Consider the following 13,684-nt stretch of genomic DNA (forward strand, 5'->3'; position numbering starts at 1 on the left):
TCCTCTTTCTCTTAATCTTTCTCCCGCCGCGCAGCCACTGCCTCGGATGAAAGAGAAAGATTAAGAGAAAGAGGAAAGATTCGTCCCGAATGCCCAACCCGATCACAGCGCACACGTCCGTCGTCACCTCCCAGCTCGCGCTCCTGCGCCAACTGGAGTGGAAGGTGCGCCACGCGGTCGAGAACGTGCTCAGCGGCGAATATCGCTCGGCCTTTCGCGGGCGCGGCATGGAGTTCGACCAAGTCGTCAAATACACCTTCGGCGACGACATCCGCGACATCGACTGGAACGTCACCGCACGACTCGGGGAGCCCTACCGGAAAAAATTCATCGAGGAACGCGAAGTCACGTTGCTGCTCGTCCTCGAGGACAGCGTCAGCCTGCAATTCGGCTCCGGCGAAAAATCCAAGCGCGAGGCCCTGCTCGAACTCGCCGGCCTCGTCATGTTGCTCGGCGCCGTCAACCGCGACCGCGTCGGCTTTCTCCACGCCTCGCCCGAAGGCTACACGCTCAAGGAACCCGTCCGTGGCCGCGGCCAGATTCTCCACCTCGCCGCGCAACTGCTCGGCCGCGACGCGCCCTCGCTCGAGAACGCCGCGCCGGCCGCCGCGCATCCGCACGACTTCATCCCCTGGCGCCTGCTGGCCCACGCCGCCCCGCGCCACTCGATCCTGATCTGGCTCGGCGATTTCGCCCCGCGCGCGCACCCCGAGGGTTGGAGCGTGCTCTCGCGCCGTTACCAGACGATGGGCTTCCGCGTCGACGATCCGTGGGACCGCGAACTGCCGCACGGCCGCGTGCTCACCGCCTACGACCCGACGACCGGCCGCTTGGTGAACCTCAACGGCGGCTCCTCCGCGCAGCGTGCCGCGCATCAGCTCTGGGTCGACCAACGCGAGCAAGCCTTCCGCGACCTCTTCCCCAATCCGCTCAGTCGCCTCGTCGTCGGCACGGCCGAAGACCGCCTCGACGCGCTCGTCCGCTTCTTCCACGCCCGCATGGCCGCGGGCAACCGGCGATGAACCACCCAGCGCACCATTCCGCGTGCCCGGTAGCCCGGCCTCTCCGAGGACGGGTTTCTCCGCGCCTGGAGGTCGCAGGCCGCCTCGCCGCAATGATGTTCGTCCCATGACCACGCTGACGAACTACACCTTCGCCGACCCGTGGTGGCTCGCCGCGCTGCTCGTGCTACCGCTGCTGATCTGGGTCCGCGGCCGCCGCGGCGCACCGGTCCTCGTCGTGCCCTTCGCCGGCGCGTGGCACCGTCCGACCTTCATCCCGACCTCGCGCTGGCCCGCGGCCTTCGCGCTGACCGGACTCGTGTTACTCATCGTCGCCCTCGCCCGCCCGCAAATCGTCGAGGACAAGCGCGAGGTGAAACAGCAAGGCTACGACCTCATGCTCGCGATCGACCTCTCCGGCTCGATGCTCGCCGAGGACTACGAACGCGCGGGCGACCGCATCAACCGCCTCCAGGCGATCAAGCCCGTCATCCAAGCCTTCATCACGCAGCGCACCAGCGACCGCATCGGCCTCGTCGTCTTCTCCGGCCGCGCCTACACGCTCGCGCCGCTCACCTTCGACCACGACTGGCTCGCCCGCCAGATCGAGCGCCTGAAAATCGGCCTGATCGAAGACGGCACCGCCATCGGCGACGGTCTCGGCATCGCGCTCACCCGCCTCGAACAAGCCGGCCGCGAAGAAGGCAACAAACGCAAAGGCGCGTTCGTCGTTCTCCTCACCGACGGCGCCAACAACCGCGGCCTGCTCACGCCCGAGCAGGCGACCGAGATCGCCAAATCCCGCAGCGTGCCCATCTACGCCGTCGGCGCCGGTCGCGACGGCCTCGTGCCGATGCCCGTCTTCGACGACAACGGCAACAAGATCGGCTACCGCCGCGCCATCTCCGACCTCGACGAAGGCCAACTCCGCGCCATGGCCGATGCCACCGGCGGCAAGTTCTTCCGCGCCGCCGATTCCGACACGATCGAGAAGGCGTTCGCCGCCATCGACCGCGCGCAGAAGATCGAATTTCAGGCCAAATCCTACCTGATCACGACGGAGCTGTTCGCGTGGGTCGCCGGACCCGGTGCCGTGCTGCTCTTCCTCGGTGCCCTGATCGCGCTCCCGCCGCAGCTGCCACGTCGGAAGAAGGAGGCCGCCGCATGAGCTTCCACTCGCCTCATCTTCTCTGGCTGCTCGTGCCGCTCGTGCTGCTCTTCTCCTGGGAGCTCGCCCGCCGCGCCACCAACGCCGCCGCCGATCTCCCGAAAGTCGCGCGCGCGTGGGCCGGCGCGTTCGACGTCGCGCTCGGCACGCGGCACACCACCGCCGAAACGCGCCCGCGCCTCTGGCTGTGGTTCGGCCTCGCGCTCTGCATCATCGCGCTCGCCCGCCCGCAATGGGGCGTGATCGAGGAGAAGGTCTTCGACCAGTCGCGCGAAGTGCTCATCGCCGTCGACCTTTCGCGCTCGATGCTCGCGCAGGACGTGAAGCCCTCGCGCCTCGACCGCTCGAAGCTCCTCATCACCTCGCTCCTCGACGGCCTGAAAGGCGAGCGCGTCGGCCTCGTGCTGTTCGCCGGCACCGCGTTTCTCCAAAGCCCGCTCAGCGCGGACTATGAGATTTTGCGCGAGTTCCTGCCGGCGCTGAAACCCGACTTCCTCCCCGAAGGCGGCTCGAACTACAAAGCCATGCTCGAAACCTCGATGCAGGCCTTCGGCACGTCCACGGCGGACCGTTACCTGATCATCCTCTCCGACGGCGAGAGCACCGAGGACGGCTGGAAGGAACTCGGCGAGCAACTCAAGACGAAGGGCATTCGCGTGATCAGCCTCGGTGTCGGCACCACGCAAGGCTCGTTCATTCCCGACGGCAGCGGCGGCTTCGTGAAGGACGACCGCGGCGCCGTCGTCCTCTCGCGCCTCAACAGCTCCACCTTGCAAGACCTCGCGCAGACCACCGGTGGCGCCTACACCGACGCGAGTGCATGGATCGACATGCCCTCGCTGCTCAAGAAGACCGTCGAGGCCGGCAAGAAAGGCGAATTCTCCGAGAAGAACACCGCCCGCAAGATCGAGCGCTTCCAATGGTTCCTCGCGCCCGGCCTGTTGCTGCTCTTCATTAGTTTCTGGGCCGAGTTCCCCGTCCGCCCGCGCGAGCGTGCCCTGCCGCTGGGTGGCAAAGCGCGGAATACGGAACATGGAACGCGGAACGTCCAACGCACCGCTGCCCGCGTTGCGACCTTGGCCGCTATCATCTGGCTCTCAGCTCTCAGCTCTCAACTCTCAGCCCTCGCCGCCGAAGGCGGCGAGACGGACACTCTCTCGAAGCCTCTCACCACCACCGTCGCCCGGCTCGTCGACAAAAGCGCGCTCGCCGCGAAGGACTGCGCCGACCTCGCCCAAACCACCCTCACCTACGGCGAGCGCATGAAGTCCGGCCAGCAACGCCCGCCCGAAGGCGTGGTCAAGGACGCGCTCACCGCCGTCGATCTCGGCGAGAAGGCCGACCCCAAGGCCGCCGACTGGCCGCGCCTGCGCAAGGAACTTGAGCAACTCCTCGAAAAGCCACCCGAGGACAAGAAGCAGGACCAAAAACAAGACCAGCAGCAGAAGCAGGATCAGAAAAACCAGCAGCAAAATCAGCAGAACGAGGACCAACAAAAACAGGACCAGCAGCAACAACAGCAGCAGGACCAACAGAATTCCGACCAGCAAAAACAACAGGAGCAGCAGAAGCAGCAACAGGACGCCTTTGGCGACATGAAGGACCAGAAAGAACCGCCGAAGACCGACGACGAGAAACAACCACCGCAACAGCCCCCGCAGCCGCAAACCCAGAAAGTCGGCGGCCAGAAGGAAAAGAAAATGGAAGTCCCGCTCGACCCCGACCTCGCCATGCCGCTCCAGAAGCTCGAACAGGTCCGCAATCAGGATTCCCCCGCCAAGCTCCAACAACTCATGCAAGGCCAGCCGCAGAAGGCCCCCAAGAAAGGCAAGGACTGGTGATGCCCATGCGTTCGAATCGAAATTTCACTCTCGTCGCAGCTGTAGGGGCGCAGTCTTGCTGCGCCCTCTCCGGTGGATCATCCCGCGGGCGCAGCAAGACTGCGCCTCTGCTCTTCTTCGCCTCGCTCCTCCTCGCCCTCATCGCCGGCACGACCCTCCGCGCGCAGACCGTGCGCTGGGAGCCCGGCGCCGGCCAGCTCGGCTACAACCAGGTCAGCGAACTCTCGCTCGTGTTCGAGGAATGCGAACCCGACGGTGCGCCGCCCGTGCCCCAAGTCGACGGCCTGACCTTCGGCCGCCCCTCCCAGAGCAGTGAGACGCAGATGATCAACTTCAAGGTCTCGCGCCGCTTCACGCTTACCTACCCTGTCCGCCCCTCGAAGCGCTCCACGATCACGATTCCCGCGTTCACCATCCAGACGGACAAGGGCGCACTGCGCGTCGCCACCGCCACTTACTCCGTCGGCGACGCCACCGTCGGCAACAGCGGCCTTTCCGTCGCCGACATCTCCACCGCCAAGCTCAACGTCCCGAAAAACACCTTCTGGGCCGGCGAGGTCTTCCCGATCGCCTACGAACTCAGCGTCATCAAACGCTACTTCCACTCGCCCGCCTCCAACATCGACTGGCAACCCACGCCGCTCGTCGTCGAAGACTGGTCCAAACCCGAGCCGAGCGAGACGATGCTCCGCGGCGAACGCCGTTTCCTCGTCACCCAAACCACCCGCGCCTACGCGAAGCAGCCCGGCTCCTTCACGATCAAGCCCGCCCAACAGCTCGTTAACCTCAACGTCGGCCCCGTCGGCTTCGGCCTCTTCGCCCAGCAATCCGTCGAACAACGCGTCCTCGCCACCGACCCGCTCGAGCTGACGATCAAGCCGCTCCCCGCCGGCCCGGGCGATTTCTCCGGCGCCGTCGGCACCTTCGCCCTCGTCTCCAAAGTCGTGCCCACCGCGCCCGCCGTCGGCGAGCCCGTCACCTGGACGCTCGAACTCACCGGCATCGGCAACTGGCCCGACATCCCCGGCCTGCCGCAGCGCGAAGTCTCCAGCGACTTCTCCGTCGTGCAACCGAAGTCCAAGCGCACGATGAAGGACAACGCGCTCTTCGAAGGCTCACTCAGCGAAGACGTCGTCCTCGTCCCCAACAAACCCGGCTCCTACAAACTCGGCTCCGTCAAATTCACCTACTTCGACACTGCGACGAGTTCCTACAAGACGATCACCACCGAGCCCGTCACGATCACCGTCGGCCCCGCCGCCGCCTCCCCCGTCACGCCGCCAGCGAACGGCCCCGTGCAATTCTCGCTCAACGCGCCCGCCAACACCACCGCCCCGACGCTGAAGCTCCCCGATCCCGTCGCGCCGACCCCGCCCGAAAATCTCCCACGCGACCCGCTCCTCGAATCGCGCCACGGCTTCGCGCCGATGCGCACCGACCGCCTCGTCGCCCTCGGTCTCCTGTCCTCCGTCATCTGCCCGCTGCTCCTCTGGCTCGCCCTCGCCGCCCAGCGTTCCCGCGTGCTCGATCCGCAGCGTCGCCGCCGCGACGCCCGCGCCGCCCTCGCCGGCGTGCTCGAGCGCATGCGCACCGTCGGCCCCGACAGCGCCGCGCGCAACGCCCAGCTCCGCCTCTGGCAACTCCACACCGCCGCGCTCTGGGAAATCCCGCACGCTGCTCCCGGCGCCCCGCTCATCCAGGAAACAATCGCCGCCCGCGCCAAAGACGCCGCCGGCGCTTGGAGCGCGCTCTGGAACGAAGCCGACCGCGCGCAACACAGCCGCGACGGCGCGCTGCCGCAGGATTGGCCGCTCCGCGCCGAAGGCGCGCTCCAGGCCGTGCGCGTCCCCAGCTGGCCCTTGCTCTCGCTCTTCGCGCCGCGTCACCTGCTGCCGTTCCTCTTCGCGCTCGCCGTCGCGTTCGCCCCCGCGGTTGCGCGCGCCGACGCGCCCGCCGACTACAAGGCTGGTCGCTTCGCCGCCGCCGAATCGACGTGGCGCAAAGCTGTCACCACTTCACCGACCGACTGGACTCTCCGCCACAACCTCGGCCTCGCCCTCGCGCAACAAGACCGCTGGGCCGAAGCGACTGCGCACTGGACCGCCGCGTTTCTCCTCGCCCCCTCGGACGAAAATACCCGCTCCGACCTCGCACTCGGCCTGCAGCGCTCCGGCATGGCACCACCCGAACTCGTGGAGTTCTCCCGCGGCGAAGGCCGCTACGCGCTCGCCCGCGCCGCCTCGCCGGGCACATGGCAGCTCGCCAGCATTACCGCGGCGCTGCTCATCGCCGCCGCGCTCTGCCTGCTCCTGCTGAAAGGTTATCACCGCGTCGGCGACTGGGCCCGGCCCACGGCGCTCATCGTCGTGCTCCTCGCCATCCTGCTAGCCGCCGCTGCCACGTTCAGCTTGCGCACCTACGGCCAGCTCGCCCATCGCGATGCCGTCCTCGTCTGGCGTCCATCGACGCTCCGCTCGCTGCCAACCGAAGCCGACACGCAAAAAACCACCGCACTCTCCGCCGGCTCGATCGCGATCGTCGACAAAACCTTCCTCGGCTGGAGCCGCCTGAACTTCGCCGGCGGCCAGACCGGCTGGGCCCGCACCGAAGACCTCGTCGCGCTCTACAGGTAGGGGTCGCTGCCCTCAACGGCCCTTCACCGTGGGCTCAGGGCCGCACGCTTACCGCGTCTTCCGCACCATTCGCGCGATCGACTCCTCGGGATTGAGCCGCACGGCCTCGGCCAACGATACCCAGGCGACGTCGTGCGACTCGTCGCTGACCACCACCGGCTCACTCGCATCCGCCTCGATCAGGAAGCGCACGTCAAAGTGCCAGTGCTCCGGCTCCGTCTTGCGCGCCGGGATGCGGTGGCGGTCCACGTCGAAGATCTCCGCCGACACTGCGCGCACTCGCGTGAGACCCGACTCCTCGCTCACTTCGCGGAGCGCCGCCGTGAGCAAGTCCGCCTCACCGTCCGCGTGCCCGCCGAGCTGCACCCACAGATTGAGTTTCCGGTGATGTGTCAGCAATACGCGCGAGCGCGCCGCATCCACGACCCACGCCGACGCCGTGAGATGCCCCGCGAGGCACGAGCGCCGCAAGCAATCCGGATGCGCCGCGATAAACGGAAAATACTCCGCCAGCATCGCCGCCTCATGTCCGGCCTCGACGCGCGCCTCATGTCGGCGCAACAGCGCCACGGTGTCGTCGAGCGTCATGGGGTCAGCGAGTCTGATACCACTTCGCGTCGCCGGGCTGGTGTTTCCAACCCTCGATCAGCGGAAAAATCCCCTCGATCGTCGTGGCCACGGAAAATTTCCCGCGAATCGTCTCGCGCATGAAATTCTCGCCCACGATCCGGTCGAACATCCGCAGCAAGTCGTCGTAGTAACCGTCCTGGTTGAAGAGCACGACCGGCTTTTGCAGCACCTCGAGGTGCGCGAGCGTCAGGATTTCCAACAGCTCCTCCAGCGTGCCCCAGCCACCCGGCAGCGCGAGAAACGCATCGGCGCGCGTCTCCATGAGCATCTTTCGCTCGCGCATCGTAATCACGGAAATCAGCTCGTCCGCCTCGGTAAACTCGAGCTCCCGCGCCTTCATGAATTCCGGGATCACACCGATTACGCGACCGCCCGCGCTCTTCGTGCCGCGCGCCACCGCACCCATCAGTCCGGTCTTGCCGCCACCGTAGACGAGCGCCCAGCCGCGCCGCGCGATCTCGCGACCGACTTGCTCGGCCGCCGCCGCATACTTCGCCTCGAGTCGATCGCTCGACGAACAGTAGACGCACAGGGACTTCATGGGAGGAACCACGAATGAACACGAATGAACACGAATTCAATCCAAGCCTCCGCAAAACGCGGCTGTGATTTGTCCGGCATTCGTGTCTATTGGTGTCCATTCGTGGTTAACCCGTCCTTCAGTTACCGCGGCCGCCTCGCGCCCTCGCCCACGGGCTTCCTCCACCTCGGCCACGCGCGCACCTTCTGGATTGCCCAGCAGCGCGCGCAGGCCCGCGGCGGCGAGTTGCTCCTGCGCAACGACGACCTCGACACCGCGCGCTGCCGCCCGGAATTCGTCGCCGCGATGCGTGAAGATCTTGCCTGGTTCGGCTTCACTTGGCGCGAACCGATGGTCTCCCAGAGCGCGCGCCTGCCGCTTTACCGCGCCGCGCTCGCCCGGCTTCATGCCGGCGGCTTCATCTACCCGTGTCACCGCTCGCGCAAGGACGTGCTCGCCGCCGCCACCGCGCCGCACGACGGCGACGAATCCGACGAGCCGCTCTACCCGCCCGAATTCCGCCCGCCCGCCGACGCCCCGTTGCCACCGCTCACCGACCCCGTGAACGTGAACTGGCGCTTCCGCGTCCCCGACGGCGAGACGATCGCGTTCGTCGACGGACATTCCGGTCCGCAGCAAGCGATCGCCGGCCGCGACTTCGGCGACTTCCTCGTCTGGCGCAAAGACGACACGCCGAGCTACCAACTCGCCTGCGTGGTCGACGACGACGACCTCGACATCACGGAAGTCGTGCGCGGTGCCGACCTGATCAAATCGACGTTTCGCCAATTCCTGCTCTTCCGCGCGCTCGGCTGCGCGGCACCGGCCTTTTATCACTGTCCTCTCGTCACCGACGACCACGGCGTGCGCCTCGCCAAACGCCACGACGCCCTCTCGCTCCGCGCCCTCCGCTCCGCCGGCCGCACGCCTGACGAGCTCCGCGCCAGCTGGTAATGGCGCGCCACGTTCAGCGGCCGTGCACGTGATTGTGCCACGCCGCCGGCAGGATCGCCTCCGTGCCGATCAGGTAATTGCGGTAATACAGCCAGAAAATGGCCGCGCCCAACACGACCAGGAAAGCCAGCTCACCCACGCCACCGCCCGCCGAGCGGCTGGTGCGCCGTAGCGATTGCACGCACCACACGACCGCCGGCGCCACCGCGAACGCGACCACCGACGCCCCGAACAGCACCAGGCCCATGATGAACAGCGTGCGCAGCAGGCCGTCCTCGATGAGCTTCGCCTTGTAGGCGATGATCTCGTTCGCGAGGTTCAGCAGCAGCAGACAGCACGGCAGCACGTAGTATTTTTCGAGGGCAGCGGAGGCCTTCATCGGCAAAACCACTGCCCCGCGCACCCGGCCGCGTCGAGACCGAAGCCGCACGCTTGCATCGCGGGCGTTTCGGAGTTCAACCAAAGGCATCCCATGGCCACCTACGTCTACGAAACGATTCCCGAGCAGCCCGGCGAAACGGCGCGGCGTTTCGAAGTCGTCCAGAGCATGAAAGACGCCCCGCTCACGCGCGACCCGGCGTCCGGCCAGCGCGTGCGCCGCGTCATCTCCGGCGGCTTCGGCCTCATGGCCGTGGGCGAAAAATCTTCCAGCGCTCCCGCCGCCGCGCCCTGCGCGCCCGGCTGCGCCTGTCACGCCGGCCCGCGCATCCCGCCTGTTTCCTGATCATGTCGAATATCCAAAACGCCTATACCGCACCCGCCGGCGCCGCCGCTAACGCCATTTCCTTCGCCGCGCCCGATCTCCGGCGGCATCCGCCGCGCAGCCCGCGCACGCGCCTCGGCGGCTACGTGCACCTGCCGCGCCTGATCGACAAGGCCCGCGCGCAGATCGCCGGCACGAACGGCGACTACCATTTCGATTGCCCGATGGACAAACGCTTCTGGGCCTTCACCGGTCTCGCACCCGAGGCGATGTTCGCCGAAATCAAGTCCGGCAAGAGCGACAGCGAACTGCTCGCCTTCGTGCAAGCCACGGCGAAAAAGCACCCAAGCGAAGTCGCCGAATGGTCGCGCTGGTTCGAGCAACTCACGCCGACGAGCCCCGACGGCCGTGAATTCTTCAACGACATCCACCGCAAGAACGCGCCGCAGCGCGAAGACATCGCCACGTGGTTCGACTGGCTCGAACTCGACGACTTCGTGACGTTCGGCGGCCGGCCGTGACGCGATACCGGATCGGGGAATCCGGAGAGCGGAGAGGCACGTCAATCGCAGCTCCAATCAGGCACCGCACATCGCTCACGCCGTAAGGCGCGCCCCTTGCGCGCAACCCCACCCTTCCGGTCTCCGCTATCCGCGATCCGGTCTCGTCACAGCTCAGTGTATTTCTCCGTGCGTCCACGCGCCTTCTCGACCGGATACTTCGCCGCATTCTGCGCGAGCTTCGCTTCGATCGCCGCGGCGACGTCGAGCCCGCTGATGTTGGCGAACTCCAGCGCGTAGATCACCACGTCCGCGACTTCGTCGGCGATTTTCTGGCGCTTTTTCGGATCCTGCACCACGCCTTGCGACGCAGCGGACTCTGCCCAGAGGAAATGCTCCATCAATTCACCCGCTTCGGCCGCAAGCGCCATGCTCAGGTTCTTCGGCGAGTGGAACTGCACCCAGTCCCGCTCGCGCGCGAACGCCAGCACGCGCTCCCGCAGCTCCGCCACCGTGGTTTGGTCGTCGCGCATCGGTTTGCTCATGCCTGCGACCCTGTCGCGCGCCTTTCGGCAGGGCAAGAGAGCTGTGCCTTTGAGTCATAGGCGCGGCTGGCACGGTTCCGGCTTAAGAAACCACTTGTTTATCCGATGCGTCTGAGCATCGTCCAAACCACTTACCTAATGGCTCACGCCGCTCCAGTCCATCGTCACGTCCGCCGTGCTGCGCTCTCGCAGACGGTCACGTGCCGTGGCATGCAGCAAATGCTGCAGCAGCGCCAATGCGTCGCCATTTGGTCCAAACTTACCGACGCGGGCTGCCTGGCCTGACGTAGACCAAGACCAAGGTCATCGTCCTCAACCCAGGAGACCCGCCGGTGAAAACCGACGAGCCCCGCTCTTCATTACCTTTTTCCAACCTTTTCCAGTCAATGCATACGATCATCCCAGCCCTCAGCCACTCCGAGACCGACAGCAACGTCGCCGTCGCGGAGTTCCGTCAACCTCGCTACGAGATCACGGACCTCGCGCAGGCGCTGAAACTCGCCGTGTTCATCCCCGGCGTGGATCCCAGCCACGTGGACATCACCACGCGCGGACCGGACCTCGTGATCGTCGCACGCAAGAACCATCCGGTGCGGATCAATTTCTCCGCGCTCCACCTCGAAGCCGCCCAGCGCGACTACGAGCTGAAGCTCCGCCTCGGCCTCGGTTTCGATTTCGATACGCTCCGTGCCGAGATGCGCGACGGCGTCCTAATGATCGTCGTGCCGAAACGTAATGTTTCTGTGACACGCAGCTTGGCACGCCGCGTGGCATGAAACCGGCTATAAGATTTGTCGCATAGCTTCCCCCGCCTAGCGGGGGTTTGGGGTAGATAACAGCAATGGCGGGCCGCCCAGGGGTGGGCGGCCCGCTTCCCATTTAGGGGTCCGAGATACGCCCGATCGCGAGTTATTCACAAAACACCCGCGCTCCCTCCACGCTGGCAGCGAAATTCTCCCGCCCGACGCGCCGCATCACCGAACACCGCATGCGCGCCGCCGCGTCGTCACGCCGCATCGCATGGCCGGCGCAGGCAGCGCTGCGCAAAATTTTTCCCGTTCCGGCATTTTCTAAGAAACAAAATGCCGTCCCCGCGTTTCCTAAGAGCAGCAAGCCTCTCCCATCATGACGCACTTCACCCAACGCCTCAGCCGCGCCGCTTCGGCCGGTTTCGCCCCTCGCTCGGGCGCGATGCGCGATGTGCTGTGGGGGCGTCCGGTTTTCCGTGCACCGCAACTCAACCCGCGCGTGCCCTTCGAGCCGCTGCCCTTCACGGCCAATCGCATCACCCGCCGTGTCGCTGACGCCGCCGATTCCGCGGCCTCGCTGATCAACGTTCCGGCACCGGCCAACTGACGCGCGCCTCGCCGCCCGCGTCCTGCCGCAACCGTTCCGCCAGCGCCGGCAACACGCGCCGAAACTCGTCGTCGATCTGCCACGGCGGATTCAGCACGAGCAGCCCGCAGCCTTTCATGCGCACCTGCGCGGAATCCGCCGCGATCTGCAACTCCGCGCACAACGCCGGCGGCGCGAACGGTGACTCCGCCACCTCGCGCAGGAACCGGTCGCTCTTCGCCCGCTCCGTGATCGGATACCAGATCGCATAGGTCCCGCTCGGAAAACGCGCCAGCGCCTCGCGCAGCGCCAGCCGGATGTCGGCGAACTCGCTCGCGTTCTCGAACGGCGGATCAATCAGCACCAGCGCGCGCTTCTCCGGCGGCGGCAGCATCGCCTTCAACGCCGTGTAGCCGTCCATGCGCTGCACCGACACACGCCGGTGCGCGCGGAAATCCTGCGCCAACGCCTCCGCATCGTCCTCGCGCAACTCGCACAGCACCGCACGATCCTGCGCGCGCAGCTGCGCCGCCACGATCCACGGCGAACCGGGATAAAGCTGCGGCTCGCCCGCCGCCACGGCGCCACTCGCGCGCGCCTGGAATTCCCGCACCGCCGCCACGTAGCGCGACACTTCCTCCGGCAAACCCGCCGCCCCCCACACGCGCCCGATGCCCGCCGGCCATTCCGGCGCGCGCTCGCGCCCGTCCGGCAACACATTGGTCGTGCTCAGGTCGTAGCCGCCGCGCCCGGCGTGAGTGTCGAGGTAGAGAAAACCCTTCTCCTTCCGTTGCATCGCGCGCACGAGCTGCTGCAACAGCACATGCTTGAACACGTCGGCATAGTTCCCGGCGTGGTAATGATGACGGTAATTCACGGGCTCAGAACACCGGCACCTTCACCACCGCCTTGTGCACGACCTGCGCGACGCCGCTCGCCAGTTGCAGCGAAGGCATGTGGCCGTCCGCCGGGAAAAAGAGCGCTGCGTCATCCGCACGCATCACGAGACGCGAAGCGTGCGCCGTGTCGGCGTATTTGATCAGGTCGCGCTCGGCATTGAATTCCATAGTGGTCGTCAACCGGCTGATATCGTCGACTTCCATCGCCTCCTCGCCCGCGACGATGACCTGCACATCGATGTATTTCCGGTGCGACTCGAAAAATCCCTCCGGCCGCGGCTTGGCCTGATAAACCTGCTCGATGACGAACGCTCCGCCGCCGAGATCCAATTTCTGGCTGGTGCCGACCGCCGTCGCGAGGATGCGACGATTGACTGCCGATCCGGGTCGCAGCGCCTCTTCCACGTAGGCGAATGCCTCCGCGAACTGCGGAGCCGATTGTTGCGCGCGAACGACGGCGAAAGGTCCGAAAATTGCCATGCCTCGAGGATTTGCCCGCACCACGCGTCCGGCAAGAGCGTTCCACCGCCGCCACCCCACCCCGTCGAGCTCGGTCCGCCGCGGCGAAAAAAAGTTCGAGGGGAAAGCGCCGATATGTCGTATTACACCTCCAGCGCCGATTCATTCCGAACGGCGGCTCTCCCAACCAACCTCCCTCCCCAGACTACATGAAAAACCTGACTCGCCTCGTCGTCACCCTCTTCGCGCTCACCCTCGGCTCGCTCGCCTTCGCCGGCGACGACGCCAAGAAGGAAACCTGCAAGGACAAGGACTGCAAGGAGTGCAACTGCTCCAAGGACGGCAAGACCTGCGCCTGCAAGAAGGACGAAAAGGCGCCCGAGAAGAAATAACCCACCGCGACCACCGTCGCTCCTTTCCCGAGCCCGCTCCGACCGAGCGGGCTTTTTGTTTTGGCCAGTCGGACGTGACCGCCCCGAATGTGCTGCCGACGCCT

The 13,684-nt window shown here is 66.3% G+C and carries 16 protein-coding genes; 10 read left to right on the top strand and 6 right to left on the bottom strand.

What is annotated here, in order from left to right; genetic code table 11:
* Positions 1–89 precede the first annotated feature (89 nt).
* The 4 genes from KF715_07415 to KF715_07430 all read left to right on the top strand — a co-directional run bounded on the left by KF715_07415 (position 90) and on the right by KF715_07430 (position 6,643).
* Positions 90–1,022, top strand: a complete 933-nt coding sequence (locus KF715_07415; protein ID MBX3736498.1) for a DUF58 domain-containing protein — start codon at positions 90–92, stop codon at positions 1,020–1,022.
* Between the two features lie 106 nt (positions 1,023–1,128).
* Positions 1,129–2,169 carry a VWA domain-containing protein gene (locus tag KF715_07420; GenBank protein ID MBX3736499.1) on the top strand — a complete coding sequence of 347 codons (1,041 nt, stop codon included), beginning with the start codon at positions 1,129–1,131 and terminating at the stop codon, positions 2,167–2,169.
* Positions 2,166–4,010, top strand: coding sequence for a VWA domain-containing protein (locus KF715_07425; protein MBX3736500.1), 1,845 nt, complete (start codon positions 2,166–2,168; stop codon positions 4,008–4,010). Before KF715_07420 ends, KF715_07425 begins: the two co-directional genes overlap by 4 nt.
* Positions 4,011–4,015: 5 nt before the next feature.
* Positions 4,016–6,643 carry a BatD family protein gene (locus KF715_07430; protein MBX3736501.1) on the top strand — a complete coding sequence of 876 codons (2,628 nt, stop codon included), beginning with the start codon at positions 4,016–4,018 and terminating at the stop codon, positions 6,641–6,643.
* Positions 6,644–6,691: 48 nt separating this feature from the next.
* On the opposite strand, the gene KF715_07435 is transcribed toward KF715_07430, so the two are convergent.
* Both KF715_07435 and KF715_07440 read right to left on the bottom strand, forming a co-directional pair.
* Positions 6,692–7,231: an NUDIX hydrolase gene (locus KF715_07435; protein MBX3736502.1), complete on the bottom strand. Its 540-nt coding sequence runs from the start codon at positions 7,229–7,231 to the stop codon at positions 6,692–6,694.
* A 4-nt stretch (positions 7,232–7,235) separates the two neighbouring features.
* A complete protein-coding gene (locus KF715_07440; GenBank protein MBX3736503.1) occupies positions 7,236–7,814 on the bottom strand; it encodes a TIGR00730 family Rossman fold protein in 579 nt (192 codons plus the stop codon).
* A gap of 24 nt (positions 7,815–7,838) precedes the next feature.
* Here KF715_07440 and gluQRS point away from each other — a divergent pair, with 24 nt between their 5' ends.
* Positions 7,839–8,747, top strand: a complete 909-nt coding sequence (gene gluQRS / locus KF715_07445) for a tRNA glutamyl-Q(34) synthetase GluQRS (GenBank protein ID MBX3736504.1) — start codon at positions 7,839–7,841, stop codon at positions 8,745–8,747.
* Positions 8,748–8,760: 13 nt separating this feature from the next.
* On the opposite strand, the gene KF715_07450 is transcribed toward gluQRS, so the two are convergent.
* Positions 8,761–9,126: a hypothetical protein gene (locus KF715_07450; protein MBX3736505.1), complete on the bottom strand. Its 366-nt coding sequence runs from the start codon at positions 9,124–9,126 to the stop codon at positions 8,761–8,763.
* Between the two features lie 93 nt (positions 9,127–9,219).
* Between KF715_07450 and KF715_07455 the strand changes: the two genes are divergently transcribed.
* Together KF715_07455 and KF715_07460 are read left to right on the top strand one after the other, a co-directional pair.
* A complete protein-coding gene (locus tag KF715_07455; GenBank protein MBX3736506.1) occupies positions 9,220–9,471 on the top strand; it encodes a zinc ribbon domain-containing protein in 252 nt (83 codons plus the stop codon).
* 2 nt (positions 9,472–9,473) lie between these two features.
* Positions 9,474–9,971 (top strand): DUF5069 domain-containing protein, encoded by a 498-nt coding sequence (locus KF715_07460; GenBank protein ID MBX3736507.1) that lies wholly within the window; start codon positions 9,474–9,476, stop codon positions 9,969–9,971.
* A gap of 146 nt (positions 9,972–10,117) precedes the next feature.
* On the opposite strand, the gene KF715_07465 is transcribed toward KF715_07460, so the two are convergent.
* Positions 10,118–10,495, bottom strand: coding sequence for a nucleotide pyrophosphohydrolase (locus KF715_07465; protein MBX3736508.1), 378 nt, complete (start codon positions 10,493–10,495; stop codon positions 10,118–10,120).
* A 386-nt stretch (positions 10,496–10,881) separates the two neighbouring features.
* Between KF715_07465 and KF715_07470 the strand changes: the two genes are divergently transcribed.
* Both KF715_07470 and KF715_07475 read left to right on the top strand, forming a co-directional pair.
* Positions 10,882–11,271: an Hsp20/alpha crystallin family protein gene (locus KF715_07470; protein MBX3736509.1), complete on the top strand. Its 390-nt coding sequence runs from the start codon at positions 10,882–10,884 to the stop codon at positions 11,269–11,271.
* 349 nt (positions 11,272–11,620) lie between these two features.
* Positions 11,621–11,851: a hypothetical protein gene (locus KF715_07475; GenBank protein ID MBX3736510.1), complete on the top strand. Its 231-nt coding sequence runs from the start codon at positions 11,621–11,623 to the stop codon at positions 11,849–11,851.
* Here KF715_07475 and KF715_07480 read toward each other — a convergent pair.
* On the bottom strand, positions 11,826–12,707 hold the full coding sequence (locus KF715_07480) for a 23S rRNA (adenine(2030)-N(6))-methyltransferase RlmJ (protein ID MBX3736511.1): 882 nt from the start codon (positions 12,705–12,707) through the stop codon (positions 11,826–11,828). The genes KF715_07475 and KF715_07480 overlap by 26 nt on opposite strands.
* Before the next feature lie 4 nt (positions 12,708–12,711).
* Positions 12,712–13,209, bottom strand: coding sequence for a YhcH/YjgK/YiaL family protein (locus KF715_07485; protein ID MBX3736512.1), 498 nt, complete (start codon positions 13,207–13,209; stop codon positions 12,712–12,714).
* A gap of 188 nt (positions 13,210–13,397) precedes the next feature.
* Between KF715_07485 and KF715_07490 the strand changes: the two genes are divergently transcribed.
* Positions 13,398–13,580: a hypothetical protein gene (locus tag KF715_07490; protein MBX3736513.1), complete on the top strand. Its 183-nt coding sequence runs from the start codon at positions 13,398–13,400 to the stop codon at positions 13,578–13,580.
* The last annotated feature ends 104 nt before the right edge of the window (positions 13,581–13,684 follow it).

The organism is Candidatus Didemnitutus sp., assembly GCA_019634575.1.
Classification (GTDB): domain Bacteria; phylum Verrucomicrobiota; class Verrucomicrobiia; order Opitutales; family Opitutaceae; genus Didemnitutus.

Bases quoted from the DNA above. Each gene is read 5' to 3' on its own strand.
- KF715_07415 (MBX3736498.1), top strand. From the start codon at position 90: ATGCCCAACCCGATCACAGCGCACACGTCCGTCGTCACCTCCCAGCTC.
- KF715_07420 (MBX3736499.1), top strand. From the start codon at position 1,129: ATGACCACGCTGACGAACTACACCTTCGCCGACCCGTGGTGGCTCGCC.
- KF715_07425 (MBX3736500.1), top strand. From the start codon at position 2,166: ATGAGCTTCCACTCGCCTCATCTTCTCTGGCTGCTCGTGCCGCTCGTG.
- KF715_07430 (MBX3736501.1), top strand. From the start codon at position 4,016: ATGCGTTCGAATCGAAATTTCACTCTCGTCGCAGCTGTAGGGGCGCAG.
- KF715_07435 (MBX3736502.1), bottom strand. From the start codon at position 7,231: ATGACGCTCGACGACACCGTGGCGCTGTTGCGCCGACATGAGGCGCGC.
- KF715_07440 (MBX3736503.1), bottom strand. From the start codon at position 7,814: ATGAAGTCCCTGTGCGTCTACTGTTCGTCGAGCGATCGACTCGAGGCG.
- gluQRS (MBX3736504.1), top strand. From the start codon at position 7,839: ATGAACACGAATTCAATCCAAGCCTCCGCAAAACGCGGCTGTGATTTG.
- KF715_07450 (MBX3736505.1), bottom strand. From the start codon at position 9,126: ATGAAGGCCTCCGCTGCCCTCGAAAAATACTACGTGCTGCCGTGCTGT.
- KF715_07455 (MBX3736506.1), top strand. From the start codon at position 9,220: ATGGCCACCTACGTCTACGAAACGATTCCCGAGCAGCCCGGCGAAACG.
- KF715_07460 (MBX3736507.1), top strand. From the start codon at position 9,474: ATGTCGAATATCCAAAACGCCTATACCGCACCCGCCGGCGCCGCCGCT.
- KF715_07465 (MBX3736508.1), bottom strand. From the start codon at position 10,495: ATGAGCAAACCGATGCGCGACGACCAAACCACGGTGGCGGAGCTGCGG.
- KF715_07470 (MBX3736509.1), top strand. From the start codon at position 10,882: ATGCATACGATCATCCCAGCCCTCAGCCACTCCGAGACCGACAGCAAC.
- KF715_07475 (MBX3736510.1), top strand. From the start codon at position 11,621: ATGACGCACTTCACCCAACGCCTCAGCCGCGCCGCTTCGGCCGGTTTC.
- KF715_07485 (MBX3736512.1), bottom strand. From the start codon at position 13,209: ATGGCAATTTTCGGACCTTTCGCCGTCGTTCGCGCGCAACAATCGGCT.
- KF715_07490 (MBX3736513.1), top strand. From the start codon at position 13,398: ATGAAAAACCTGACTCGCCTCGTCGTCACCCTCTTCGCGCTCACCCTC.